This is a genomic window from Paenibacillus sp. Soil522, from assembly GCF_001428245.1.
Classification (GTDB): domain Bacteria; phylum Bacillota; class Bacilli; order Paenibacillales; family Paenibacillaceae; genus Pristimantibacillus.
The window spans coordinates 12,058-37,735 of record NZ_LMRV01000046.1; the positions used below are offsets into that span (position 1 = coordinate 12,058).

At 46.2% G+C, this 25,678-nt stretch carries 37 protein-coding genes; all 37 read right to left on the reverse strand.

The window, feature by feature from the left end:
- Positions 1–9 precede the first annotated feature (9 nt).
- The 37 genes from rpsM to rpoC all read right to left on the reverse strand — a co-directional run bounded on the left by rpsM (position 10) and on the right by rpoC (position 25,584).
- Positions 10–378, reverse strand: coding sequence for a 30S ribosomal protein S13 (gene rpsM, locus ASG81_RS15490; protein WP_056635935.1), 369 nt, complete (start codon positions 376–378; stop codon positions 10–12).
- A 19-nt stretch (positions 379–397) separates the two neighbouring features.
- On the reverse strand, positions 398–511 hold the full coding sequence (rpmJ, locus tag ASG81_RS15495) for a 50S ribosomal protein L36 (protein WP_003333770.1): 114 nt from the start codon (positions 509–511) through the stop codon (positions 398–400).
- Between the two features lie 44 nt (positions 512–555).
- Entirely contained in the window at positions 556–771 is a 216-nt protein-coding gene (gene infA / locus ASG81_RS15500; RefSeq protein WP_053373919.1) for a translation initiation factor IF-1, read from the reverse strand.
- A 3-nt stretch (positions 772–774) separates the two neighbouring features.
- Entirely contained in the window at positions 775–1,056 is a 282-nt protein-coding gene (locus tag ASG81_RS15505; RefSeq protein WP_081417372.1) for a KOW domain-containing RNA-binding protein, read from the reverse strand.
- Between the two features lie 8 nt (positions 1,057–1,064).
- Positions 1,065–1,823: a type I methionyl aminopeptidase gene (map, locus tag ASG81_RS15510; RefSeq protein WP_056635942.1), complete on the reverse strand. Its 759-nt coding sequence runs from the start codon at positions 1,821–1,823 to the stop codon at positions 1,065–1,067.
- A complete protein-coding gene (locus ASG81_RS15515) occupies positions 1,823–2,473 on the reverse strand; it encodes an adenylate kinase (RefSeq protein WP_056635944.1) in 651 nt (216 codons plus the stop codon). Before ASG81_RS15515 ends, map begins: the two co-directional genes overlap by 1 nt.
- Before the next feature lie 91 nt (positions 2,474–2,564).
- Positions 2,565–3,866 carry a preprotein translocase subunit SecY gene (secY, locus tag ASG81_RS15520; protein ID WP_056635947.1) on the reverse strand — a complete coding sequence of 434 codons (1,302 nt, stop codon included), beginning with the start codon at positions 3,864–3,866 and terminating at the stop codon, positions 2,565–2,567.
- Positions 3,867–4,307 carry a 50S ribosomal protein L15 gene (gene rplO, locus ASG81_RS15525; protein ID WP_056635950.1) on the reverse strand — a complete coding sequence of 147 codons (441 nt, stop codon included), beginning with the start codon at positions 4,305–4,307 and terminating at the stop codon, positions 3,867–3,869.
- A gap of 44 nt (positions 4,308–4,351) precedes the next feature.
- Positions 4,352–4,531, reverse strand: a complete 180-nt coding sequence (gene rpmD / locus ASG81_RS15530; RefSeq protein WP_056635953.1) for a 50S ribosomal protein L30 — start codon at positions 4,529–4,531, stop codon at positions 4,352–4,354.
- Positions 4,532–4,544: 13 nt separating this feature from the next.
- Positions 4,545–5,042 carry a 30S ribosomal protein S5 gene (gene rpsE / locus ASG81_RS15535; protein ID WP_053373912.1) on the reverse strand — a complete coding sequence of 166 codons (498 nt, stop codon included), beginning with the start codon at positions 5,040–5,042 and terminating at the stop codon, positions 4,545–4,547.
- 30 nt (positions 5,043–5,072) lie between these two features.
- Entirely contained in the window at positions 5,073–5,441 is a 369-nt protein-coding gene (gene rplR, locus ASG81_RS15540; RefSeq protein WP_056635956.1) for a 50S ribosomal protein L18, read from the reverse strand.
- A gap of 60 nt (positions 5,442–5,501) precedes the next feature.
- On the reverse strand, positions 5,502–6,044 hold the full coding sequence (gene rplF / locus ASG81_RS15545; RefSeq protein ID WP_056635960.1) for a 50S ribosomal protein L6: 543 nt from the start codon (positions 6,042–6,044) through the stop codon (positions 5,502–5,504).
- A gap of 31 nt (positions 6,045–6,075) precedes the next feature.
- Positions 6,076–6,474, reverse strand: a complete 399-nt coding sequence (rpsH, locus tag ASG81_RS15550) for a 30S ribosomal protein S8 (RefSeq protein ID WP_053373909.1) — start codon at positions 6,472–6,474, stop codon at positions 6,076–6,078.
- 30 nt (positions 6,475–6,504) lie between these two features.
- A complete protein-coding gene (locus ASG81_RS15555; RefSeq protein WP_056635963.1) occupies positions 6,505–6,690 on the reverse strand; it encodes a type Z 30S ribosomal protein S14 in 186 nt (61 codons plus the stop codon).
- 26 nt (positions 6,691–6,716) lie between these two features.
- Positions 6,717–7,259: a 50S ribosomal protein L5 gene (rplE, locus tag ASG81_RS15560; protein ID WP_053373908.1), complete on the reverse strand. Its 543-nt coding sequence runs from the start codon at positions 7,257–7,259 to the stop codon at positions 6,717–6,719.
- A gap of 31 nt (positions 7,260–7,290) precedes the next feature.
- Positions 7,291–7,644, reverse strand: a complete 354-nt coding sequence (rplX, locus tag ASG81_RS15565) for a 50S ribosomal protein L24 (RefSeq protein WP_081417369.1) — start codon at positions 7,642–7,644, stop codon at positions 7,291–7,293.
- Between the two features lie 46 nt (positions 7,645–7,690).
- Positions 7,691–8,059 carry a 50S ribosomal protein L14 gene (gene rplN / locus ASG81_RS15570; RefSeq protein WP_053373907.1) on the reverse strand — a complete coding sequence of 123 codons (369 nt, stop codon included), beginning with the start codon at positions 8,057–8,059 and terminating at the stop codon, positions 7,691–7,693.
- Between the two features lie 47 nt (positions 8,060–8,106).
- Positions 8,107–8,370, reverse strand: coding sequence for a 30S ribosomal protein S17 (gene rpsQ, locus ASG81_RS15575; RefSeq protein ID WP_056635966.1), 264 nt, complete (start codon positions 8,368–8,370; stop codon positions 8,107–8,109).
- 50 nt (positions 8,371–8,420) lie between these two features.
- A complete protein-coding gene (rpmC, locus tag ASG81_RS15580) occupies positions 8,421–8,621 on the reverse strand; it encodes a 50S ribosomal protein L29 (protein ID WP_053373905.1) in 201 nt (66 codons plus the stop codon).
- Positions 8,611–9,045 carry a 50S ribosomal protein L16 gene (gene rplP / locus ASG81_RS15585; RefSeq protein WP_028609647.1) on the reverse strand — a complete coding sequence of 145 codons (435 nt, stop codon included), beginning with the start codon at positions 9,043–9,045 and terminating at the stop codon, positions 8,611–8,613. Before rplP ends, rpmC begins: the two co-directional genes overlap by 11 nt.
- 2 nt (positions 9,046–9,047) lie before the next feature.
- Positions 9,048–9,710, reverse strand: coding sequence for a 30S ribosomal protein S3 (gene rpsC, locus ASG81_RS15590; protein ID WP_056635969.1), 663 nt, complete (start codon positions 9,708–9,710; stop codon positions 9,048–9,050).
- Positions 9,711–9,723: 13 nt separating this feature from the next.
- Complete coding sequence (gene rplV / locus ASG81_RS15595; protein WP_056635972.1) at positions 9,724–10,059, reverse strand: 50S ribosomal protein L22; 336 nt, start codon at positions 10,057–10,059, stop codon at positions 9,724–9,726.
- A gap of 43 nt (positions 10,060–10,102) precedes the next feature.
- On the reverse strand, positions 10,103–10,384 hold the full coding sequence (gene rpsS / locus ASG81_RS15600; protein ID WP_056635975.1) for a 30S ribosomal protein S19: 282 nt from the start codon (positions 10,382–10,384) through the stop codon (positions 10,103–10,105).
- 65 nt (positions 10,385–10,449) lie between these two features.
- A complete protein-coding gene (rplB, locus tag ASG81_RS15605; protein ID WP_056635979.1) occupies positions 10,450–11,280 on the reverse strand; it encodes a 50S ribosomal protein L2 in 831 nt (276 codons plus the stop codon).
- A 17-nt stretch (positions 11,281–11,297) separates the two neighbouring features.
- A complete protein-coding gene (gene rplW, locus ASG81_RS15610) occupies positions 11,298–11,591 on the reverse strand; it encodes a 50S ribosomal protein L23 (RefSeq protein WP_056635981.1) in 294 nt (97 codons plus the stop codon).
- Positions 11,591–12,214: a 50S ribosomal protein L4 gene (rplD, locus tag ASG81_RS15615; protein WP_056635984.1), complete on the reverse strand. Its 624-nt coding sequence runs from the start codon at positions 12,212–12,214 to the stop codon at positions 11,591–11,593. Before rplD ends, rplW begins: the two co-directional genes overlap by 1 nt.
- Before the next feature lie 28 nt (positions 12,215–12,242).
- Positions 12,243–12,866, reverse strand: coding sequence for a 50S ribosomal protein L3 (rplC, locus tag ASG81_RS15620; RefSeq protein WP_056635987.1), 624 nt, complete (start codon positions 12,864–12,866; stop codon positions 12,243–12,245).
- 41 nt (positions 12,867–12,907) lie between these two features.
- Entirely contained in the window at positions 12,908–13,216 is a 309-nt protein-coding gene (gene rpsJ / locus ASG81_RS15625) for a 30S ribosomal protein S10 (RefSeq protein ID WP_017692074.1), read from the reverse strand.
- A gap of 568 nt (positions 13,217–13,784) precedes the next feature.
- Positions 13,785–14,579, reverse strand: coding sequence for an ABC transporter ATP-binding protein (locus tag ASG81_RS15630; protein ID WP_056635990.1), 795 nt, complete (start codon positions 14,577–14,579; stop codon positions 13,785–13,787).
- Complete coding sequence (locus ASG81_RS15635; RefSeq protein WP_056636086.1) at positions 14,579–15,502, reverse strand: ABC transporter permease; 924 nt, start codon at positions 15,500–15,502, stop codon at positions 14,579–14,581. Before ASG81_RS15635 ends, ASG81_RS15630 begins: the two co-directional genes overlap by 1 nt.
- A 107-nt stretch (positions 15,503–15,609) precedes the next feature.
- Entirely contained in the window at positions 15,610–16,659 is a 1,050-nt protein-coding gene (locus ASG81_RS15640; RefSeq protein ID WP_056635992.1) for an ABC transporter substrate-binding protein, read from the reverse strand.
- A 299-nt stretch (positions 16,660–16,958) separates the two neighbouring features.
- Positions 16,959–18,149, reverse strand: coding sequence for an elongation factor Tu (tuf, locus tag ASG81_RS15645; RefSeq protein WP_056635996.1), 1,191 nt, complete (start codon positions 18,147–18,149; stop codon positions 16,959–16,961).
- A 113-nt stretch (positions 18,150–18,262) separates the two neighbouring features.
- A complete protein-coding gene (fusA, locus tag ASG81_RS15650) occupies positions 18,263–20,338 on the reverse strand; it encodes an elongation factor G (protein ID WP_056635998.1) in 2,076 nt (691 codons plus the stop codon).
- A 29-nt stretch (positions 20,339–20,367) separates the two neighbouring features.
- Positions 20,368–20,838, reverse strand: coding sequence for a 30S ribosomal protein S7 (rpsG, locus tag ASG81_RS15655; protein ID WP_028609662.1), 471 nt, complete (start codon positions 20,836–20,838; stop codon positions 20,368–20,370).
- A gap of 66 nt (positions 20,839–20,904) precedes the next feature.
- Positions 20,905–21,327 carry a 30S ribosomal protein S12 gene (gene rpsL, locus ASG81_RS15660; protein ID WP_053373892.1) on the reverse strand — a complete coding sequence of 141 codons (423 nt, stop codon included), beginning with the start codon at positions 21,325–21,327 and terminating at the stop codon, positions 20,905–20,907.
- Positions 21,328–21,481: 154 nt separating this feature from the next.
- The gene (locus tag ASG81_RS15665; protein ID WP_056636089.1) at positions 21,482–21,712 is read right to left on the reverse strand and encodes a ribosomal L7Ae/L30e/S12e/Gadd45 family protein; all 231 of its coding nucleotides are present in this window, start codon (positions 21,710–21,712) and stop codon (positions 21,482–21,484) included.
- A 245-nt stretch (positions 21,713–21,957) separates the two neighbouring features.
- Entirely contained in the window at positions 21,958–25,584 is a 3,627-nt protein-coding gene (gene rpoC / locus ASG81_RS15670; RefSeq protein ID WP_056636000.1) for a DNA-directed RNA polymerase subunit beta', read from the reverse strand.
- Positions 25,585–25,678 lie beyond the last annotated feature (94 nt).

Here is a 25,678-nt window from a genome sequence, read left to right on the forward strand (position 1 = left end):
CCTCCCTTCTTATTTCTTCTTGTTAGCTACAGTCCGACGAGGACCTTTACGCGTACGTGCATTCGTTTTCGTGCGTTGACCGCGAACAGGCAAGCCGCGACGGTGACGAAGACCACGGTAGCATCCGATTTCAGTCAGACGCTTAATGTTAAGTGAAATTTCACGACGCAAGTCGCCTTCTACTTTAACAGATTTGTCAATTGCTTCGCGCAGGCGAGCCAATTCATCTTCTGTCAAGTCGCGAACACGAGTGTCGAAGTTAACTTCAGCTGTTTTCAAAAGTTTTTGCGACGTTGTTTTGCCGATACCGAAAATGTATGTCAGGGCGATTTCGACGCGTTTATCACGCGGCAAGTCTACACCAGCTATACGTGCCATAGGCTATATTCCCCTCCTTCTATCCTTGTTTTTGTTTGTGTTTCGGATTTTCACAAATCACCATAACGTTGCCTTTGCGACGAATGACTTTGCATTTTTCGCAGATCGGCTTTACCGAAGGTCTAACCTTCATTGTGATTACCTCCCGAATCTTTCGTGAGCAAGCCGCTGCACGGCTTACTTACGATAGGTGATGCGCCCTTTTGATAAATCATAAGGCGATAACTGTATAACCACCTTGTCTCCTGTCAGGATGCGGATAAAGTGCATTCTGAGCTTACCGGAAACATGTGCGAGAATTTGATGACCGTTCTCCAGCTCCACCTTGAACGTGGCATTCGGCAACGGCTCTATAACCGTACCTTCGACCTCAATGATGTCTTCCTTAGCCAACCGTCATTCTCCTTTCGCATGTGCGAACTTCTGAATTGCATAACGTAACTTTGCATTGGTCACCCTGCCGGTTTCCTGCAAACTGCTTGAAACCTCCGGACTAATTGCAGGCTGTAACTCGAGATGTAGAACGTTCTTTTTCTTCGGCTGATCGAATCGGCGCTTATGGCCATCGGCAATCATGACGAATCGTTCATCGATAATTGCCAGGATAACAGCATAGCTTTCCTCATCTTTACCGCGAAGTACCTTGACGAACTGACCAATCTGGGGACGAGCATCCATTATCATGCTTAAGGCTGCTGCGGCAAAATGGTCAATATTTCAAAGCCGTCCTCTGTAACAGCTACTGTGTGCTCGAAATGAGCGCACCAGGAGCCGTCTTCCGTTACAACGGTCCAATTGTCTTCTAGCGTACGGACATATCGTTCTCCGATATTAACCATTGGTTCGATTGCAAGCACCATTCCGGTCTTTAGACGAGGTCCGCGGTCCGGTATGCCGTAGTTCGGTATTTGTGGTTCCTCATGGAGGTCCGCGCCGATTCCGTGCCCTACGTATTCCCTTACTACGGAAAATCCTGCATCTTCAATTACCTTCTGAATAGCATGCGAAATTGTATATAGTCTAATATCCGGTTTGATGAGAGCAAGGCCTGCATATAGCGATGCCTCTGTCACGTCAAGCAGCTTTTGTACTTCAGGGGTTACTGCTCCAACCGCATAGGTCCAAGCCGAGTCGCCATGATAGCCTTCAAACTGCGCACCGATATCGATACTAATTATATCGCCTTCGTTCAACTTGCGTGAACCAGGGAAGCCGTGTACCAGCTCGTCATTCACAGAAGCGCAAATGCTGGAAGGGAAACCATTGTAACCTTTGAAGGAAGGAACTGCATTTTGACTCTTAATGTACGCTTCAGCGATTTGGTCAAGCTCACGAGTCGTGATGCCTGGTTTCACAGCTTGCGACATCAATCGATGCGTCTCCGCAACAATGCGTCCAGCTTCCCTCATATATCGCAGCTCCGAATCGGATTTGCAAATAATCATTACAATGAACCTCGCAAGCAGGAAACGATGTCGGATGTTACAACATCAATGTCCTTCTCGCCGTCGACTTCGCGAAGGAGACCTTTAGCATTGTAGTAATCGAGTAGAGGCGCTGTTTTGGACGTATATTCATCCAAACGAGTTCCTACCTTTTCCTCTGTATCATCAGAACGCTGATACAATTCCCCGCCGTCCTTGTCGCAGATACCTTCGACCTTAGGTGGGTTAAAGATTACATGATAAGTCGTACCTGTCGTTCTAGATATGCGTCTGCCCGTCAAGCGAGCAAGCAGCAAACTGCGGTCAACCTTTAAATTTACAACATGGTCGATACTGCGGCCGAGCTCCGTAAGCATAGCATCAAGCGCTTCAGCTTGCTGCAATGTGCGAGGAAACCCGTCGAGTAAAAATCCATTTTTGCAATCGTCTGCTTCAAGTCTTTCTTTCACAATACCGTTGGTGATCTCATCGGGAACGAGCAGGCCTTGATCGACATACTCTTTCGCTTTGATTCCGAGTGCAGTCCCTTGTTTCATAGCGAGGCGGAAAGCATCGCCAGTGGAAATATGAGGAATACCGAACTCTTCAACGATCCGTTCAGCTTGTGTACCTTTGCCGGCTCCCGGAGGGCCCATGAATAAAATGTTCATTGCTGAGTTCCTCGCTTTAAGCACAATAGGCTCGGGCGGGCTGCCGCAGAGCGCATGTTGACGAACGCGGAAGCCCGGTCAGAACCTATTGTTATTTATTGATAAACCCTTTGTAATGGCGTTTGATCAACTGGCTCTCAATTTGCTTCATCGTATCCAGTGCAACACCGATAACGATGAGCAACGAGGTGCCGCCAAGCTGCACTGAGCGCGGTAATCCAGCAAGTGCTCCAAAGAACACTGGAAGAACAGAGATGACAGCCAGGAAGATCGCACCTGTCAAAGTAATACGCGACATAACGCGTGTCAGGTATGACGAGGTCGGTTTGCCTGGACGAATGCCTGGAATGTATCCGCCATTTTTCTTCATCTGATCAGCCATTTGTACCGGATTAATTTGCACGAATGTGTAGAAGAAGGTAAAACCGATAATTAACAATACGTACAATACCATACCAAGCGGTCTGTCATAGTTCATATTGTCAATAATCCATTTTGCCCAGACCTGAGTAGACCAGAACTGTGCAATCGTAATCGGGAACATGATAAGTGAAACCGCGAAAATGACCGGAATAACGCCAGCGCCGTTCACTTTCATCGGAATGTGCGTCGATTGTCCACCATACATTTTCCGTCCAACAACGCGTTTAGCGTATTGAACCGGAATTTTACGAATACCTTGTTGTACGAATATAACACCGACAATGATCGCGATGATCGCAATCAGGATCAGTACCATTTTGACGATGTTCAAGAACAGTTGATCTTGGGCACCTACGAACTGATCTTCAACGATCGTACGAATGTGTCCAGGAATACCAGCTGCAATTGCTGCAAAGATAAGAATGGAAATACCATTTCCAATTCCTTTTTCCGTGATTTGCTCACCAAGCCACATCAAGAAAGCAGTACCTGCAGTCAAGATGATTGCAATGAGTAAGTAGTCAACGAATGTTGCGCCAACAATCATCTCGTAACCGTATTGACGGTTAAAGCCGATTGCCGTTGCGAAGCCTTGGATCAGACCAAGAACAATTGTTCCATAACGAGTGATTTGTGCGAGTTTACGTTTACCGTTCTCGCCTTCCTTCGCCCATTCCGCAAATTTAGGAATAACATCCATCGATAACAGCTGTACGATAATCGACGCTGTAATGTAAGGAGTAATTCCGATTGCGAAGATGGAGAATTGGAACAAAGCACCGCCGGAAAACGTGTTAAGCAAGCCGAACAGATCCGCACCGGCTGCATCAACCTGCTTAAACACATCTTTGTTTACACCAGGTACCGGTATAAAGGAGCCGATACGGTACACTAGTAGGATGAAAAGGGTGAAGAGGATCCTTGTACGAAGATCCGCCACTTTCCAAATATTGGACACGGTCTTGAACAATTAGATCACCTCGGTTTTACCGCCGGCAGCCTGGATTTTCTCTACCGCAGATTGAGAGAACTTGTTTGCTTTTACAGTAAGTGTAACGCTAACTTCACCATTACCCAAAATTTTAATTCCTGCGAGCGGGTTTTTAACGATCCCAGTCTCGATAAGAACTTCTGGAGTGACTTCAGTACCTGCTGCAAACGCATTTAGTTCTTCAATGTTGACAATTGCGTACTCTTTGCGGAAAGGGTTATTGAATCCGCGTTTCGGCACTCGACGATACAAAGGGTTTTGTCCGCCCTCGAATCCAGGACGAACGCCGCCGCCGGAACGAGCGTTTTGACCTTTGTGACCTTTACCGGCCGTTTTACCGTTACCGGAACCGATACCGCGGCCTTTACGCTTAGGAGCTTGGGTTGAGCCCGGTGCTGGTGATAGCTCATGCAATTTCATCGTTCGTGCACCTCCTTATTTATTTCTTAGAACAACCATCTATCTTATACTTCTTCTACTTTTACCAAGTGACTAACAGTGTTAACCATGCCACGGATAGCTGGGCTATCGTTCAAAACAACTGCCTGACGAATCTTTTTAAGACCAAAAGATTCAACCGTTGCACGTTGTTTCTCGTTGCGACCGATTAAACTGCGAACGAGGGTGATTTGCAATTTTGCCATCTTATTTCCCTCCTTAGCGTAGCAGCTCTTCGACTGTTTTTCCACGTAGCTTTGCAACATCTTCCACGCGTTTAAGACGGGAAAGACCTTCAAGCGTTGCGTTAACCATATTCATGGAATTCGAAGAACCTAGCGATTTCGTCAAGATGTCGCCGACACCAGCAAGTTCAAGAACTGCACGAACCGGGCCGCCGGCGATAACGCCAGTACCTTCGGAAGCTGGTTTCAGAAGAACTTCACCTGCGCCGAAATGTCCGAGAACAAGGTGAGGAATAGTCGTTCCTACGATTGGAACATGGATCAGGTTTTTCTTAGCATCTTCGATACCTTTGCGGATTGCATCAGGTACTTCGCCTGCTTTACCGATCCCTGCGCCAACGTAGCCTTTACCGTCGCCGACTACTACAAGTGCACTAAAGCTGAAACGGCGTCCGCCTTTTACAACTTTAGATACGCGATTGATATTAACAACTTTTTCAGTCAGTTCTAACGTATTTGGATCTACACGCAAGTCGTTTAACCTCCTTATAAATAAAGTCGATTAGAATTCTAGGCCAGCTTCGCGAGCTGCGTTAGCAAGCGCCTGAATTCTGCCGTGATACAAGTAACCGCCGCGATCAAATACTACTTGGGATACACCCTTAGCTTGAGCGCGTTTCGCAATCAATTCTCCGACTTTGCTAGCTGCATCGATGTTGCCACCGTTGCCAATTGCTTCAGTCAATTCTTTGTCCTGTGTGGACGCAGAAACGATTGTTACGCCTGAAACATCGTCGATCAATTGTGCGTACATATGCTTGGAGGAACGGAATACAGATAGACGCGGACGTGCAGCTGTACCGTTAATTTTTTTACGAACACGAAGGTGTCTTTTTAGACGAGCCTTGTTTTTGTCGCCTTTCGTAATCATTCAAAGTTCACTCCTTTCCTTATGCCTTAAGACGCTATCTTAAGCAAACGATCTGTTTGCTTATTTTTTCTTACCGGCTTTACCTTCTTTACGGATGATGCGCTCGCCTTCGTACTTAATACCTTTACCTTTATACGGCTCTGGTTCACGTACGGAACGAATTTTTGCTGCAGTTGCGCCAACGAGCTCTTTATCGATACCGCGAACAGTAATCTTAGTGTTAGCAGGTACTTCAAACTCGATGCCGTTATCTGGAGCAATCTCGACTGGGTGAGAGTAACCAACGTTAAGAACGATTTTATCACCAGTTTTGTTTGCACGGTAACCTACGCCGACTAGCTCCAAGTTTTTGAAGAAGCCTTCTGTAACGCCACTCACCATGTTAGCGATGACGCTGCGAGTAGTTCCGTGCAACGAACGATGCAATTTATTATCGGAAGGACGTTCTACTAGAATCTCAGTTTCCGTTACATTCACTTTCATCTCTTTGTGAATTTCACGGGAAAGCGATCCTTTCGGTCCTTTTACAGTAATAACTGTGTTGTCCAAGCTGATTGTTACGCCGTTAGGCACTTGGATTGGTTTGCGACCAATACGGGACATTGTTACACCTCCTATCTTTGTGACTTGTTACTTACCAAACGTAGCAAACTACTTCGCCGCCGGATTTAACCTGACGAGCTTCTTTATCAGTCATAATCCCTTTGGAAGTGGAAATAATTGCAATTCCAAGTCCACCGAGTACACGAGGGATTTCAGTTGATTGTGTATAAACGCGAAGGCCTGGTTTCGAAATACGTTTCAAGCCAGTAATAACGCGCTCTTGGTTAGGGCCGTATTTCAAGAAAATACGGATAATCCCTTGTTTATTGTCTTCGATATATTCAGCGTCGCGGATAAAACCCTCGCGCTTCAAAATCTCAGCAATTTGCTTCTTCATTTTCGAAGCGGGCATTTCCACGGTCTCGTGACGAACAACATTCGCATTACGAATGCGCGTCAACATATCTGCAACCGGATCAGACATAACCATTGTGTTAACCTCCTTCCCAAACTAGGCTGATTACCAGCTTGCTTTTTTAACGCCAGGAATCTGGCCCTTATGTGCTAACTCACGGAAACAAATCCGGCAAATTTTAAACTTTTGCAAAACAGAATGCGGACGGCCGCAACGCTCACAGCGCGTATATGCACGCACTTTAAATTTCGGGGCGCGTTGTTGCTTCACTTTCATCGAAGTTTTTGCCACTGGGTTTTACACCTCCTAAAAGTGGATTACTTCGTGAACGGCATGCCCATTTGGGTCAGCAGTTCACGAGATTCTTCGTCCGTTTTTGCCGTCGTGACGATGACGATGTCCATACCGCGCACTTTATCGACTTTATCGTACTCGATCTCTGGGAATATCAATTGCTCTTTCAAGCCAAGCGTATAGTTACCGCGGCCGTCGAAAGCTTTGTTCGATACACCGCGGAAGTCACGTACACGCGGAAGAGAAATGTTGAACAGTTTATCAAGGAAATGATACATACGCTCGCCGCGCAATGTAACTTTAACCCCGATTGGCATGTTCTCACGAAGCTTGAAGCCTGCAATAGACTTCTTCGCACGAGTAACGACTGGTTTTTGACCGGAAATGATACGTAGTTCTTCAACAGCTACATCAAGGATTTTCGAATTGGAAACCGCTTCGCCTACCCCCATGTTGATAACTACCTTCTCAATTTTCGGCACTTGCATAACAGACGTATAGTTGAACTTCTGCATAAGAGCAGGAGTTATTTCGTTTAAGAAACGACCTTTCAATCTTGCTGCCATTGATCATGGACCTCCTTTCCTACCGTAACGATTAGTCGATTACTTCTCCGGAACGTTTAGCGATCCGAACTTTCTTGCCGTTGTCGAGCACTTTGTATCCGATACGTGTTACTTTACCGCTTTTCGGATCGATGTGCATAACGTTGGAAACGTGAATTGGCGCTTCTTGTTCGATAATACCGCCCTGAGGATTAGCCTGCGATGGACGAGTATGTTTCTTAACAGTGTTAACACCTTCTACGAGTACGCGGTTTTCACGCGGATACGCAGCGATAACGCGGCCCTTCTTACCTTTGTCTTTACCGGTAATAACGATAACCGTGTCGTCTTTTTTCACGTGCAATTTATTGTTATGGGATTCGAGAATTTTTTTCAGCCTTGGCATGAGTTACACCTCCTGCACGCTTGTGCTTTCAAGCTTATATGGGTTCTTAGATTACTTCTGGTGCCAGCGATACGATTTTCATGAAATCTTTATCGCGAAGCTCACGGGCAACAGGTCCAAAGATACGAGTACCGCGCGGGCTTTTATCTTCCTTAACAATTACAGCTGCGTTCTCGTCAAATGCGATGTACGAACCGTCTTTACGACGAACCGAACGCTTTGTACGAACGATAACCGCTTTAACAACGTCACCTTTTTTGACAACGCCGCCTGGTGTTGCTTGTTTTACTGAGCAAACGATCAAATCGCCGATGTGACCAACGCGACGTCCCGTTCCACCAAGTACACGGATACACATCAATTCTTTTGCGCCGGAGTTGTCAGCAACCGCCAAGCGCGAAAATGGTTGAATCATTTCAACGTCCTCCTTTCGGAAAAATGCTCAGACACTGCATACGCTCATTAAATAATAACAGCTACTTCAACAACTTCAACGAGTCTGAAGCGCTTGTCTTTCGATAGCGGACGAGTCTCCATGATTTTCACGATGTCGCCAATTTTCGCTTGGTTATTTTCATCGTGCGCTTTAAATTTTTTCGTGTATTTAATGCGTTTATGGTACAATTCGTGTTTTTTGTATGTTTCAACAGCAACTACGATTGTTTTATCCATCTTGTCGCTTACCACTTTGCCGATTTGAACTTTGCGGGCATTGCGTTCGCTCATGTTCTTCCTCCTTCCTTCAGCCGTGTTTATGCATTCATGCAAGGGATATACTAGCTGCTAATTCCGAGTTCTCTTTCACGCAAAATCGTTTTAGCACGAGCGATTCCTTTACGCACATCACGGATCCGAGTCGGGTTATCCAATTGGCCAGTAGCCAGTTGGAAACGAAGATTGAAAAGCTCTTCTTTAAAACCAGCGACCTGTTGTTCAAGCTCAGCAGAGGTTAGGTTTCTAAATTCACTAGCTTTCATTTGCTTCACCACCCACTTCTTCACGCTTCACGAATTTGGTCTTGATTGGCAATTTATGAGCCGCAAGACGCATCGCTTCACGAGCGGTTTCTTCGGATACACCAGCAAGTTCAAACAGGATTTTACCTGGTTTAACTACGGCTACCCATTTCTCAACGTTACCTTTACCACTACCCATACGCACTTCAAGAGGCTTTTGAGTAATTGGTTTGGCAGGGAAAATTTTGATCCAAACCTTACCGCCACGTTTGATGTAGCGAGTCATTGCGATACGAGCCGCTTCGATCTGACGGTTAGTAATCCATGATGGTTCTAGAGCTTGAAGACCAAATTCACCGAATGCTACTGTAGTGCCGCCTTTAGCGCGACCCTTCATATGACCGCGTTGTTGTTTGCGGTGTTTGACACGTTTAGGTACCAACATGATTAGTTGCCTCCTTCCTGGGGAGCTTTCTTCTTAGTCGGAAGGACTTCGCCGCGATAGATCCATACTTTTACGCCAATACGGCCGTATGTTGTTGCCGCTTCTGCTGTGCCGTAATCAATATCAGCGCGTAGCGTATGAAGTGGAACTGTTCCTTCGCTGTAGCCTTCCGAACGTGCGATTTCCGCGCCACCGAGACGACCGCTAACTGCAGTTTTGATCCCTTTAGCACCTGAACGCATGGAGCGTTGAATTGCTTGCTTCAATGCGCGACGGAAAGATACACGACGCTCAAGTTGTTGTGCGATGCTTTCAGCTACAAGAATAGCGTCAAGATCTGCATGTTTGATTTCAGAGATGTTGATGTGTACTTTTTTGCCTTTAGTGATTTTACCAAGCTCAGTACGCAGGTTTTCAACTTCGGAACCGCCTTTACCAATAACCATACCTGGTTTTGCGGTTTGGATCGTTACGTTCACGCGGTTAGCTGCACGTTCGATCTCAATATGAGAAACTGCTGCGTCTTTCAGCTTGTTTTTCAAGTATTCACGGATTTTAACGTCTTCCATAAGAAGATCGCCGAAATCTTTGCCCGCGAACCATTTGGACTCCCAATCACGGATAACTCCGACCCGGAAGCCTACTGGATTTACCTTTTGACCCACACGTAATCCCTCCTTATTTTTCAGATACCACCAAGGTAATGTGGCTGGTTCTTTTATTGATCCGGCTTGCGCGACCCATCGCACGAGGACGGAAACGTTTCATCGTCGGCCCTTGGTTAACGAACGCTTGAGAAATAAACAATTTGTTTACGTCAAGCTGATAGTTATGCTCAGCGTTAGCAATGGCAGAGTTCAACAGCTTCTCCAAAATTGGGGATGCAGACTTAGGCGTATGACGCAAAATCGCGATTGCTTCGCCAACTTGTTTACCGCGAATCAAATCCGCAACAAGCTGTGCTTTACGGGGAGCAATACGGATATATCTAACGTGCGCTTTAGCTTCTGGCATGTAGGAACCTCCTCTCGTTCAGTTAGAGATATTTAAGGGCAAATTAACGTCTGCCCGTTTTTTTGTCTTCACCAGCATGGCCTTTATAAGTACGAGTTGGTGCAAACTCACCAAGCTTGTGTCCAACCATATCTTCCGTTACATATACCGGCACGTGCTTGCGTCCGTCATATACTGCAAACGTGTGACCAATGAATTGCGGGAAAATGGTCGAGCGGCGGGACCAGGTTTTGATAACGACTTTTTTCTCGGTTTCGTTCAATACCTCGACTTTTTTAAGCAGGTAACCGTCAATAAACGGACCTTTCTTTAAACTGCGACCCATTTGTGTTCCTCCCTTCATAAGCGGTAGCGATACTTGCGTATCACGCGGTTTTTATCAAGCGGCTATTACTTCGTGCGACGACGAATAATATATTGGCTCGATGCTTTCTTCTTCTTACGCGTTTTGTAACCAAGAGTTGGTTTACCCCAAGGCGACATTGGCGATTTGCGTCCGATAGGAGCACGGCCTTCACCACCACCGTGTGGGTGATCGTTAGGGTTCATGACAACACCACGTACTTGTGGGCGATTTCCGAGCCAACGGTTACGGCCGGCTTTACCGATTTTCACGAGTTCGTGATCTTCGTTACCAACTGAACCGATTGTTGCACGGCAAGTGTTCAAAATACGACGAACTTCACCGGAAGACAAACGCACGGAAACGTAGTTTTCTTCTTTACCAAGAAGTTGAGCACTAGTTCCAGCTGCACGAACGAGTTGTCCGCCTTTGCCAGGTTTCAATTCGATGTTGTGGATAACTGTACCGACTGGGATATTCACAAGCGGCAACGCGTTGCCCGGTTTAATATCAGAAGCTGGTCCAGAAGTTACTTGATCTCCGACTTTCAAGCCTTTCGGAGCGATGATATATGCTTTCTCACCATCAATGTAATGGATCAAAGCGATGTTGGATGAACGGTTCGGATCGTATTCGATCGTCGCTACGTTACCAACGATACCATCTTTCGTACGTTTAAAGTCGATAACACGGTATTTACGTTTGTGTCCGCCGCCATGGTGACGAACCGTAATTTTACCTTGGTTGTTACGTCCAGCTTTTTTGAAAAGCGGAGCAAGCAACGATTTCTCCGGTGTACTTGTCGTGATCTCTTCGAAAGTCGAGACGGACATGTTACGACGCGCTGGAGATGTCGGTTTGTACTTTTTAATTGGCACTTCGATTCCCTCCTTTTCTAAACAGACGTTTCAAAGAATTCAAGTTCTTTGCTGTCAGCGCTCAGTTGAACGATCGCTTTTTTCCAATCTGGTCTGTATCCGCTATGTTTACCATAACGTTTTGGTTTACCCGCTACACGCATTGTGTTAACGCCGGTTACTTTTACTTTAAAGATTTGCTCAATTGCAAGTTTGATTTCGGTTTTGTTCGCACGAAGATCAACTTCAAACACATAACGTTTGTTAGCCATGTAATCGCTCGTACGTTCCGTGATAACCGGGCGCTTGATAATATCGCGTGGATTTTTCATTACGCAAGCACCTCCTGTACTTTCTCTACTGCTTCTTTAGTGATGACAAGATTGTCATACACCAAAACATCCAGAACATTAATGCCGTCAGCTGTAACGAATTTCACACCTGGAATGTTACGAGCCGATAATGCAACGTTATCTTCATAGTTAGCCGTAACTACAAGAGCTTTGCGGCTGACTTTAAGGTTATTCAAGATTGCTGCGAATTCTTTCGTCTTAGGCGCTGCAAGTGTCAATTGATCCAAAACGATAATTTCGTTTGCGATCACTTTCGAAGACAATGCCGATTTAATTGCAAGACGGCGAACTTTCTTAGGAAGCTTGAATCCGTAAGTGCGTGGAGTCGGTCCGAATACTGTACCGCCGCCAACCCATTGCGGGGAGCGAATGCTACCTTGACGAGCACGGCCAGTACCTTTTTGTTTCCAAGGCTTGCGACCGCCACCGCGTACTTCGGAGCGTCCTTTAGTTTTGTGATTACCGAAGCGCTCAGATGCTTGTTGATTAACAACAGCACTGTGCAGGACATGTACGTTTGGTTGAATACCGAAAACCGTTTCAGCCAATTCCAGTTCGCCCACTTGCGCGCCGCTCACGTTATATACTGTTACTTTAGGCATTTCCTGTTCCTCCTTTCCTTAAGAGCAATTATTTCTTAACTGTTTGTTTTACTTTTACAAATCCGTTTTTAGGGCCCGGAATCGAACCTTTTACAAAAAGAACGTTACGTTCTGCATCTACACGGATAACTTCAAGCTTTTGAATCGTAATTGTTGCGTGACCCATATGTCCCGGAAGGCGTTTGCCCTTCGGCACACGGTTCGCTTGGATAGAACCCATCGAACCTGGTCCACGGTGGTAACGGGAACCGTGAGACATAGGACCCGTGCTTTGTCCCCAACGTTTGATAACGCCGGCAAAGCCTTTACCTTTCGAAATACCTGTTACGTCAACGAATTCGCCCTCTGTGAATAGGTCAGCTTTCACTTGTTGGCCAACTTCATAATCACCCAGGTTAACTCCGCGAATTTCACGAACGTAGCGCTTAGGTGTTGAGTTAGCTTTTTTCGCATGACCAGCTTCCGGCTTGTTCGATCTGCTTTCTTTCTTATCGGAGAAACCGAATTGAACAGCTTCATAGCCATCGTTCTCTTGGTCTTTTTTCTGAAGCACTACGCAAGGTCCAGCTTCGATAACCGTTACAGGAACGACATTACCATCAGCAGTAAACACTTGAGTCATACCAAGTTTTTTTCCTAAGATACCTTTCATGTTGACACCTCATTTCCTTTCTATAATCACATATGCTGATATTACAGTTTGATTTCGATATCTACACCGGATGGTAAATCCAGGCGCATCAACGCATCAACCGTTTGCGGCGTTGGGTTAACAATATCGATTAGACGCTTATGAGTGCGTTGTTCGAATTGCTCCCGGGAATCCTTGTACTTGTGCACCGCACGGAGAATGGTGATGATTTGCTTTTCCGTTGGCAACGGAATCGGCCCGGATACGCCTGCACCGGAACGTTTTGCAGTTTCAACGATTTTCTCTGCGGATTGATCAAGAATTCTGTGATCGTATGCTTTCAAGCGGATACGAATCTTTTGCTTTGCCATATAAGTCCCTCCTTCTATCGCCCAATTTATTATCGGACATACTCCGTGAGAAAACCCTGCACATGCCCCATGGCAAAGGGGCCGGGTGTGTCGGCAACCTCTCACATCATCGCAACGTCAGACCAACAGTCAATATTATATCGAATTTAATAGGCAAATGCAACATAAAGTTTCATCTCCTTGCAAATACTATAAAGTAGCCCAAAATAAACGCTTAAGGATGCTCCAATTGGCTTTCACCATACCGATAAGCATAGCTTTTTATGCAGTTTAAGCCCACATATGGCCCATTATGTCCCTTTTTACAAGCATTTAGAACCTATCCATTATAATAACGGACTTAATGGGCGCTAACTGATTATAAACATCTAATGAACGAAAAGACATCCCCCAAATAACGCCAGCGTAATCCGATAAGCTTTTTAATCGCATTTGCATGCGTTCGAATTTACATACAAAAACGCAACGAGCGGATGCCGTTGCGTTTTTGTACTATTACAGATAGCAGCAGCACTTTACTTATAGTGAGCGAAGCCTTCATTTCCATTTGTCCGCCCGCTGCATGCTCTTACCCTAATACGATTCTGTCGTCGGCCAGCTTCTTGCCGCTAATTAACTCGAACTCACCAAGCAGTTGTTCGACGGTGAGATCTTTTTTGCGATCTTCCGGCACATCAAGGATGATCCGTCCTTTGTCCATCATAATTAAACGATTGCCAAGGCGAATAGCCTGCTCCATATTGTGAGTAACCATAAGAGTCGTCAAATTCATTTCACGTACAAGACTTTCCGTTAGTGTAGTAATGAGCTCCGCTCTCGCAGGGTCAAGCGCCGCGGTGTGCTCATCCAGCAGCAAAATCTGCGGTCTTGTAAAGGTTGCCATGAGCAAGCTAAGCGCTTGCCTCTCTCCGCCTGACAATAAACCTACTTTAGCGCCAAGACGGTTTTCAAGCCCGATACCAAGGCGCTGGAGCTCTTGCTTGAATATCGCGCGTTTCGCACGGGTAACGCCAAATGAGAACCCGCGAGATTTACCGCGTGCATAAGCAATCGCCAAATTTTCTTCAATTGTCATGCGAGGCGCCGTACCCGCCATCGGATCTTGAAATACACGCCCAATCCAACGGCTGCGTCGATACTCGGTAAGCTGGCTGATATTGCGGCCGTCAATCCGCACTTCTCCCGCATCCGGCTTCATGACACCGGATATGATGTTCATCAAGGTCGATTTTCCTGCACCGTTACTTCCGATAACCGTTATAAAATCGCCCGGCTTCATCGTAAGGTTAGCGCCAAAGAGCGCCGTTTTCTCATCCACCGTGCCTGGATTGAACAGCTTGGACACTTTAGCAATTTCCAACATTAGCGTCCGCCTCCCGGCTGCGTTTTATCCATAGAAGCAAGCATCTCTGCCGTACGCTTCCGCGCTGTATTTTTTTGCTTCCATAAACGGCGTGCAGAAGGCACAATCAATGCAAAAATAATGATAACGGCTGTAATCAGCTTCATGTCCGATGCATCTAACCACTCCACACGCAGAGCTAATGCATAAATTATCCGATAAATAATAGATCCAAGAACAACAGCTAACGTAGCTCTAAAAATAGTGCGTGCTCCGAATATCGCTTCGCCAATAATGACCGATGCGAGACCAATTACGATCATGCCTATTCCCATGCTGTTATCGGCGTATTTCTGATACTGGGCAACGAATGCCCCTGAAGTCGCAACAAGCGCATTCGACAAGGCTATTCCGAAAATCGTTGTAATATCGGTATTAGCACCAAAGCTGCGGATCATACGAGAGTTGTCGCCGGTTGCCCGAAGGCTTAACCCAATGTCGGTGCGAAAAAATAAATCCAGCACCAGCTTAACCACAACTGCAATAATAATCATAAGGACGAGTGTCGAAGCATTCGCGAAAAGGTTCTCCTGGCCTCGTAAAGAAACGTTGGGCTTACCCATAATTCTAAGATTAATCGAATACAGCGCAATCATCATAATAATACCGGACAGCAGCCCGTTGATTTTACCTTTTGTATGAAGCAGCCCCGTGCATGTGCCGGCTATAGCTCCGCCTGCAAATGCGCATAAGACAGCCAGCCACGGAGTTGTTCCGTTAACCGTCAGGACAGTACCGATGGCTGCGCCTGTAGTAAAGCTGCCATCTACCGTTAAATCCGGAAAATCAAGAATCCGGAACGTTATATAAACTCCAAGCGCCATAAGCGCATACAATAATCCGCTTTCTACAGCTCCCTGCATAGAAACGAGAGGTCCTAGCATATATGCGAGCAAATGACATACCTCCATTATCATAACAAAGGGGTGAACCAGTAGCCCGATCACCCCCTGAATGCTTTTCTTATTAATTTAAGCTAAATAGCAAGAACTTACTCGATGATGTTATTTTGTTGATCTTTTACAAATGCTTTCATTTCGTCAGTAACCGTAATGCCTTGCTCTGCTGCTGCTTTCATATTGAATATGAAATCAAGCTTCTGAGGAACGGTTACATCCATATCGCCAGGATATTTTCCATTTTTTAATATTTCAACTGCCATTTGGCCGACTTCATAACCGTGATCATAATATTTAAAGCCAACAGCAGCGAATGCGCCCTTCTCTACCGTATCACGATCAGCTGAGAAGAAAGGAATATCATTATTGTTCGCTACATCGATAATGGCATCTGCACCAGTTACAACCATGTTATCCAAAGTAATATAGATGGCATCTACACGACCTACTAAGGAATCAGCAGCCTGCTTAACATCTGAAGAGTTAGCTACAGATGCTTTGATCAGCTTAATTCCATGCTTGTCGAGTGCTTCCTCGGCAATGTTGCCCATCACGACAGCGTTTTGTTCACCTTCATTAATAATAAGACCTACATTTTTCACATCAGGCAACTGGGAAGCGATAAAGTCCATTGTTTGCGTAATCGCAACCGGGTTTGTATCTGAAGCGCCTGTAATATTACCGCCTGGCGCTTGCAATTGCGTAACGATTCCGGCATCAATCGGATCAGTTACCGCAGCAAATAATACAGGTATGTCCTTAACATCATCCGCAAGACTTTGCGCAGTCGGAGTAGCGATCCCTAGAGCAAGATCACTTTTGCTAGATGCGATTTTTTGCGAAATGGTTTTAATATTGGCTGCATCGCCTTGTGCGTTGTTAAAATCGATCTTCAGGTTTTTGCCTTCTTCGATTCCTGCATCCTTAAGCGCAGCGATAAAGCCTTCGCGCGTTGCATCCAGCGATGGATGCTCAACAATTTGGGAAATGGCAATCGTATACGTTTTTTCAGCCTCGCTGCCTGAATTAACCGTATTGCCGTCGTCAGTATCCTTTCCTGTTTTACCTGTGTTCGCACCACATGCTGCCGTTATAACCATAACCGAAGCGAGTGCAAGGCTAATCCAAAACTTTCTGTTCATCCGTTATACCCCTCTCATGATTAGGTCGTCTTATTGTGGAGCTCTATTGGGACTAAACATATACAGCAAAGCATTATCGCTTTCTCTCATTAAAGCCTATGACTGTACGCGAGTGACTGAATCTAACGAGCAAAGACGACCTTGTTTTAAACTATTCCCTAATATTAAATGGGCTTGAGGTATGCAGTCAATCATTCGCCGACTGTAAAATAAGTCAATACAACGATTAAGTGTATAAATCAAAAGCCCTCACGAGAGTGAGGGCTTCTGTTATTCATAGCGGCTAGAGCCGCCATCAATTATTTTTGGATAGAAGCTACAGCGCCAGCGCCTACAGTACGGCCGCCTTCACGAATAGAGAAACGAGTTCCCTCTTCAACAGCGATTGGAGAGATAAGCTCAACCGTTACAGTGATGTTGTCGCCAGGCATAACCATTTCAGTACCTTCTGGCAGGTTGATGATACCTGTTACGTCAGTTGTACGGAAGTAGAACTGTGGACGGTAGCCAGTGAAGAAAGGCTTGTGACGGCCACCCTCTTCTTTAGTAAGAACGTAGATTTGTGCAGTGAAGTTAGTGTGTGGTTTAACCGAACCCGGTTTAGCCAAAACTTGTCCACGCTCAATGTTGCTACGGTCTACACCACGAAGCAATGCGCCTACGTTGTCACCAGCTTGAGCGGAGTCAAGCAATTTACGGAACATCTCAACGCCTGTTACTACGGACTTACGGGATTCTTCAGCAAGACCGATAATTTCTACCTCGTCGCCGACTTTGATAACGCCACGCTCTACGCGACCTGTAGCAACTGTACCACGGCCAGTGATTGTGAATACGTCCTCGACAGGCATAAGGAAAGGCTTAGCTGTGTCGCGCTCAGGAGTTGGGATGTAAGTATCAACTTGCTCGAAGAGCTCGATGATTTTTTCAGCCCAAGGACCTTCTGGGTTAGCAAGTGCTTCACGAGCTGCACCGCGGATGATTGGAGTGTCATCGCCTGGGAACTCATACTCGGAAAGAAGGTCGCGAACTTCCATTTCAACCAATTCAAGAAGCTCTTCGTCTTCAACCATGTCGCATTTGTTCAGGAATACAACGATGTAAGGAACGCCAACTTGTTTCGAAAGCAGGATGTGCTCACGAGTTTGTGGCATTGGGCCGTCAGTAGCGGATACTACAAGAATAGCTCCGTCCATTTGTGCAGCACCAGTGATCATGTTTTTAACGTAGTCGGCGTGACCTGGGCAGTCAACGTGTGCGTAGTGACGAGCTGGCGTCTCATACTCAACGTGAGCTGTCGAGATCGTGATACCGCGCTCGCGCTCTTCTGGAGCTTTATCGATTTGGTCGAATGCGATTGCTGCACCGCCGTATTTTTTGGAAAGTACAGTCGTGATAGCTGCAGTCAAAGTCGTTTTACCGTGATCGACGTGACCGATAGTACCGATATTAACGTGCGGTTTGTTACGTTCAAATTTAGCCTTAGCCATTGAACTTGAGCCTCCTCAATATATCATGAATTTTTTATGTGTGGGCCGGCATCTGGTTTGCAAGCAAACTTAGCTGACGGCCAAAAGCAAATGGTTTATAAGGACAAAAACGATTACTCGCCTTTGTTCTTAGCAATGATCTCTTCAGAGATCGATTTTGGAACTTCTTCATAGTGAGAAAGCTCCATGGAGAATACGCCGCGTCCTTGTGTACCGGAACGTAGTGTTGTGGAGTAACCGAACATCTCGGAGAGAGGTACCTTGGAGCGGATAATTTGTGCACCGGCACGAGTATCCATACCTTCGATACGACCACGACGGGAGTTAAGCATACCCATAACATCGCCCATGTACTCTTCAGGAACAGTAACTTCTACCTTCATGATTGGCTCAAGAAGAACTGGCTTACATTTTTCTTTGGCAGCTTTAAGCGCCATCGAACCTGCAATTTTAAACGCCATCTCCGAGGAGTCAACATCATGGTACGATCCGTCAACAACAACAGCTTTGACATCAACGAGCGGGAAGCCGGCTACTACACCGTTCTTCATTGACTCTTCGATACCAGCCTGGATAGGAGCGATAAATTCACGAGGAATTGATCCACCAACTGTTTTGTTTTCGAATATAAAGCCTGAACCTGCTTCAAGTGGTGAGAATTCAACCCAACAATGGCCGAATTGACCTTTACCACCGGACTGACGAACGAACTTACCTTCAACCTTCGCAGCTTCACGGAACGTTTCGCGGTAAGCAACTTGCGGTTTACCAACGTTTGTCTCAACTTTGAATTCGCGGAACATACGGTCAACGAGAATTTCAAGGTGAAGCTCACCCATACCAGAAATAATCGTTTGGTTTGTTTCTTCGTCCGTATGTGCACGGAAAGTAGGATCTTCTTCTGCCAGCTTGGAAATAGCGATACCTAGTTTGTCTTGGTCAGCTTTCGTTTTTGGTTCGATAGCAACCGAGATAACCGGCTCAGGGAAGTTCATTGATTCAAGAATGATAATGTTCTTCTCGTCGCAAAGAGTATCCCCTGTCGTAGTATCTTTAAGTCCAACTGCTGCAGCGATATCACCTGCATAAACTTCGGAAATCTCTTGACGAGCGTTCGCATGCATTTGTAGAATACGTCCGATCCGTTCGCGTTTGCCCTTAGTTGAGTTAAGAACGTAAGAACCGGATTTCAGAATTCCTGAATATACACGGAAGAAAGTCAATCTACCCACATAAGGATCCGTCATGATTTTGAAAGCCAATGCTGCGAATGACTCCGAATCGGATGATGGACGTTCACCTTCTTCTCCGTCTTCAAGCGTACCTTTGATTGCAGGTACGTCAAGCGGAGATGGAAGATAATCGACAACCGCATCCAACATCAATTGAACACCTTTATTGCGGTATGAAGATCCAACGATTACAGGGAAGATTTTAACTTCGCAAACACCTTTACGCAGGGCTGCTTTGATTTCTGGAATTGAAATTTCTTCGCCTTCCAGATATTTCATTGTCAACTCTTCGTCAAGCTCTGCTACCTTTTCAATCAATTCCGTACGAAGCTCTTCCACTTGGTCAGCATACTCCGAAGGAATTTCAACTTGAATAGGATCTTTTCCTGTGTCGTCTTTATACTTATACGCTACACGTTCAACGATATCGATAACGCCGACAAAGTCAGACTCAGCGCCAATCGGTATTTGAATGGCAACAGCGTTTGCTTGCAGACGCTCACGCATATCTTTAATAACGTTTAGGAAGTCAGCACCAATGATGTCCATCTTGTTGACGTAAGCGATCCGCGGAACGTTATAACGGTCAGCTTGGCGCCATACAGTCTCAGACTGTGGCTCGACTCCTTCTTTCGCACTGAAAACTCCAACGGCCCCGTCCAAAACGCGCAGGGAACGCTCAACTTCTACTGTGAAGTCAACGTGTCCCGGGGTGTCGATGATATTAATGCGGTGTCCATTCCATTGAGCGGTTGTCGCGGCAGACGTAATCGTAATGCCGCGCTCTTGTTCTTGTTCCATCCAGTCCATCGTAGCTGCACCTTCATGCACTTCTCCGATTTTGTGGGTACGGCCCGTGAAGAACAAGATCCGTTCAGTTGTTGTGGTTTTACCAGCATCAATATGCGCCATAATCCCGATATTACGCGTATTGTTCAAGGAGAACTCTCTTGACATAAAATGGTCCCCTCTCGAATGTTAGAATCCTACCAGCGGTAGTGAGCAAATGCTTTGTTTGCTTCAGCCATTTTGTGAGTATCTTCGCGCTTCTTAACAGCTGCGCCAGTGTTATTGGAAGCATCTGTGATTTCAGCAGCTAAACGCTCTTCCATCGTTTTCTCACCGCGGTTACGTGAGTAGTTCACGAGCCAACGGAGACCAAGTGCCGTACGGCGCTCTGGTTTAACTTCGATAGGCACTTGATAGTTTGCACCGCCGACACGGCGTGCTTTAACCTCAAGTACTGGCATAATATTTTTCAAAGCAGCTTCGAACACTTCCATCGGATCTTTACCCGTGCGTTCTTGAATCAGTTTGAAAGCATCATACAATAGCGTTTGTGCAACGCCTCTTTTACCGTCAAGCATAATGCGGTTGATTAGGCGTGTTACCAGCTTGCTGTTATACAGCGGATCTGGAAGCACATCGCGTTTCGTTACAGGACCTTTGCGTGGCATGAGAAAGTCCCCCTTTCTTCTAATAGTCGCTATTTCTAGCATTTAAATGACCCGTTAGGGTTATACTTATGATTTTTTAACTTTCGGACGTTTCGTTCCGTATTTCGAACGAGATTGGTTACGGTTATTAACGCCTGCAGTATCAAGTGCGCCGCGAACGATATGATAACGAACCCCTGGAAGATCTTTTACCCGTCCGCCACGAATCAATACAACGCTGTGCTCTTGCAGGTTATGTCCGATACCCGGAATGTACGCTGTAACCTCTACGCGGTTAGTTAGACGTACACGCGCATACTTACGAAGCGCGGAGTTCGGTTTCTTAGGAGTCATTGTACCTACACGAGTGCACACACCGCGTTTTTGAGGAGCGCTGATGTTTGTAGCTTCACGTTTCAATGCGTTGAAACCTTTTTGCAATGCCGGCGATTTCGATTTAACGACTTTCGCTTGGCGTCCTTTACGGACTAGCTGGTTAATTGTTGGCATGTTGCCACCCCCTTCCCTATAATCATGTCTTTAATATGGTAGACATTTCACCTAAATTTAAGCCCACAGATCCAGGCGGTTCATTAAAGAACAAACAAAAGTTCTCGCCAGTCAATCATCGCAAAATAATCAACTAACAAAAACGGATATTGCGTTATTCTTCTTCGGTTACGAGCGCTGCCATTGCGGCCCCGACATCGATGCCACAGGTTACCCCGAGGTCTTCCATCGTATCGGTCCATTTAACCGGAACTCCCGCCCGCTCACATAGATGAACAATCTTCTCTTTCATCTGCGGATCTGCATCTCTTGCAACATAGACTTGAATGGCTCTTTGCTGCTCGAGCATCTTGGCCGTCTGCTTGGCGCCGACTTTGAATTGCATGAAAATCACCTTCAATTCTTCCATTCAGCGATCACACAATTAGGCACACTTCGATATAGTACCACCTACACTGTGATTGTGTCAAGAAACTTTAAGGATATTCATTTGCAACATTTAGTAAATAAAACTCATACTATAAACATGCAAAAGAGCGGCCATCTTCCGCTTCCAAAGAAAGCGGAAGATGTAACGCTCTTTCGTTTATGTTATTGTCCGGCTATAGCAACGGCATCTGTCTCCGACGATTAGTCGACGGTAACAGCTTCCGTTTCCAATTCGCCTTCTACTGCAGTAATGGTTTCATCTTCAAGGCCAGCAAAGCGAATGTTACGGTAACGAGCCATTCCAGTACCAGCTGGAATCAACTTACCGATAATAACATTTTCCTTGAGTCCAAGCAACTGGTCAACTTTGCCTTTAATAGCCGCATCCGTCAATACGCGAGTTGTTTCTTGGAAGGAAGCTGCTGACAAGAACGAATCCGTCTCAAGCGATGCCTTTGTAATACCGAGCAAAACAGGTTTTGCGACAGCAGGTTCAAGGTCTGCAAAAATCGCAGCGCGGTTTTGTGATTCATATTCATGAATGTCAACAAATGCGCCTGGAAGCAGAGTTGTACCGCCTGCATCTACGATACGGATTTTACGGAGCATTTGCTTAATCATGACTTCAACGTGCTTGTCATTGATTTCTACCCCTTGGTTCCGGTAAACGCGCTGTACTTCTTGCAAAATGTAGTTTTGAACGCCACGAATACCTTTGATGCGCAGCATATCTTTAGGGTCAATCGAACCGTCAGTCAGCTCATCGCCGGCTTCGATTTGCTGCCCTTGCGTTACGCGAATACGCGAACCGTAGGTTACGGCATACACTTTAGATTCCGCTTCGCCTTGAACCTCGATTTCACGACGGTCCTTAGCTTCACGGATTTCTTTAATAACACCGTCAAGCTCGGAAATAATCGCTTGACCCTTCGGATTACGCGCCTCAAACAACTCTTGAATACGCGGCAAACCTTGTGTGATATCATCGCCGGCTACGCCGCCCGTATGGAACGTACGCATTGTCAGCTGTGTTCCCGGCTCCCCGATCGATTGAGCTGCGATAATACCTACCGCTTCCCCAATCTCAACGTGCTTACCGGTTGCCAGGTTGCGTCCATAACAAATCTTACATACGCCATGACGCGCACGGCAGCTCAGTACGGAACGGATTTGCAGCTTTTCTACACCGGCATCGATAATCGCATCCGCTTTGTTTGAGTCGATCAACTCGCTGCGGTTAACGATAATTTCGCCTGTTTTTGGATTACGAACTGTTTCAAACGCATAGCGGCCTTCAATACGGTCATAGAGATCTTCGATAACCTCTTTACCGTCTTGAATTTTGCTAACGGAGAAGCCTTTATCCGTACCGCAATCCTCTTCACGTACGATTACGTCTTGCGCAACATCGACAAGTCGACGAGTCAAGTAACCGGAATCGGCTGTCCGAAGCGCTGTATCGGCCAAACCTTTCCGCGCTCCGTGAGTCGAGATAAAGTACTCGAGGACGGTAAGACCTTCGCGGAAGTTCGATTTAATTGGCAACTCGATAATACGACCCGATGGATTGGCCATCAGACCACGCATACCGCCGAGCTGCGTAATTTGCGATTTGTTACCCCGTGCTTTGGAGTCCACCATAAGCATGATGTTGTTGTAACGATCCATTGACTTCATAAGAACTTCAGTGATCTCGTCTTTACATTTACTCCAAATGCTGATAATCCGGTCATAGCGCTCTTCGTTCGTAATCAAACCGCGACGGTATTGATTCATAACGGTAGCAACCTTCTCATCTGAGCGTTTCATGATTTCGTCTTTCTCTACCGGAATGATAACGTCGGATACGCCGATCGTAATACCAGCCTTAGTCGAGTAAGTGAAACCAAGCTGCTTAATGCGGTCAAGAAGCATGGCAGTAAGCGTTGTGTGGTATTGACGGAAGCATTCCGCAATAACTAATGCGAGATAGTCCTTACCTACCGCACCCGGCGTACTGATCGCGTCCATAAATTTAGCAAGATCGGCGCCTTTTTCATATACAAAATATTTATCAGGTGTACCGTGCAGCAGATTCGTTTTCGTCGCTTCGTTGATATAAGGGAAATCCTCAGGGAAAATTTCGTTGAAGATTACTTTACCAACCGTCGTAACGAGCAACGAGTTTTGCTGCTGCTCCGTGAAATTAACTTTCTTAAGAACGCGCACCGGAATGAAAATTCTGGCATGCAAGGAAACAATACCACGCTGATAAGCAGAGATAGCTTCGTTAATGGTTCCAAATACGGAACCGCTGCCTTTAGCCTCTTTGTTATCCATCGTTAAGTAGAAGCTTCCCAAAACCATATCCTGAGACGGAGTAACGACCGGCTTGCCGTCTTTCGGGTTAAGGATGTTGCCTGATGCAAGCATGAGCAAACGGGCTTCTGCTTGTGCTTCGGCAGACAACGGAACGTGAACGGCCATTTGGTCACCATCGAAGTCAGCGTTGTACGCTGTACATACGAGCGGGTGAAGCTTAATCGCGCGACCTTCAACCAAGATAGGCTCAAATGCTTGAATACCTAATCTGTGTAGCGTCGGGGCACGGTTGAGCAATACCGGGTGCTCCTTGATAACTTCCTCAAGAACATCCCATACCTCAGGGCTTACGCGTTCTACCTTGCGCTTCGCACTCTTAATGTTATGTGCCAAGCCTTTATTAACAAGCTCTTTCATAACGAAAGGCTTGAACAATTCAAGTGCCATTTCCTTCGGAAGACCGCACTGGAACATTTTCAAGTTTGGACCTACGACGATAACCGAACGGCCTGAATAGTCAACCCGTTTACCGAGCAAGTTTTGACGGAAACGTCCTTGCTTGCCTTTCAGCATGTGGCTGAGAGATTTTAGAGGACGGTTACCTGGACCTGTTACGGGGCGACCGCGACGACCGTTATCGATCAATGCGTCAACCGCTTCCTGCAGCATCCGTTTTTCATTTTGCACGATAATATCAGGCGCACCAAGATCAAGCAGACGCTTCAGACGGTTGTTACGGTTAATAACACGACGATATAAATCGTTAAGGTCAGACGTAGCAAAACGTCCGCCGTCGAGCTGTACCATCGGACGAAGCTCGGGAGGTATTACCGGAAGCACGTCAAGAATCATCCATTCCGGCTCGTTGCCGGAATTACGGAATGCTTCGACGACTTCTAGGCGCTTGATGGCACGGTTACGTCGTTGCCCTTGAGCAGTACGCAGCTCTTCCTTCAATTGCTCCAGCTCTTTGTCAACGTCGATATCCTGCAAAAGCTTTTTAACAGCTTCAGCGCCCATACCGGCATGGAATCCATACCCGTATTTCTCACGGTAGCTGCGGTATTCTTTCTCCGAAAGGAGCTGTTTTTTCTCTAGCGGCGTATCACCTGGATCCGTCACGACATAGGATGCAAAATAAATGATCTCCTCAAGCGAACGAGGCGACATATCAAGCGCAAGACCCATGCGGCTTGGAATCCCTTTGAAGTACCAAATATGAGAAACTGGGGCAGCTAGTTCAATATGGCCCATACGTTCGCGGCGAACTTTAGCGCGCGTTACTTCAACGCCGCAGCGATCGCATACAACGCCTTTGTAGCGAACACGTTTGTATTTGCCGCAATGACATTCCCAGTCTTTCGTAGGTCCAAAAATTTTCTCGCAGAAGAGACCTTCCTTCTCCGGTTTTAAGGTCCTATAGTTGATCGTCTCCGGTTTCTTAACTTCTCCGCGGGACCACGAGCGAATTTTATCCGGCGAAGCCAGACCGATTTTCATATACTCGAAGTTGTTCACGTCCAACAAGGAGCAACCCTCCTCCGTCATGTATGACAATGTCTATCTAATCAGCTAGATTCCGTCATAGGCGCGTGACCATGTGACGGAATCCAGCAACTAG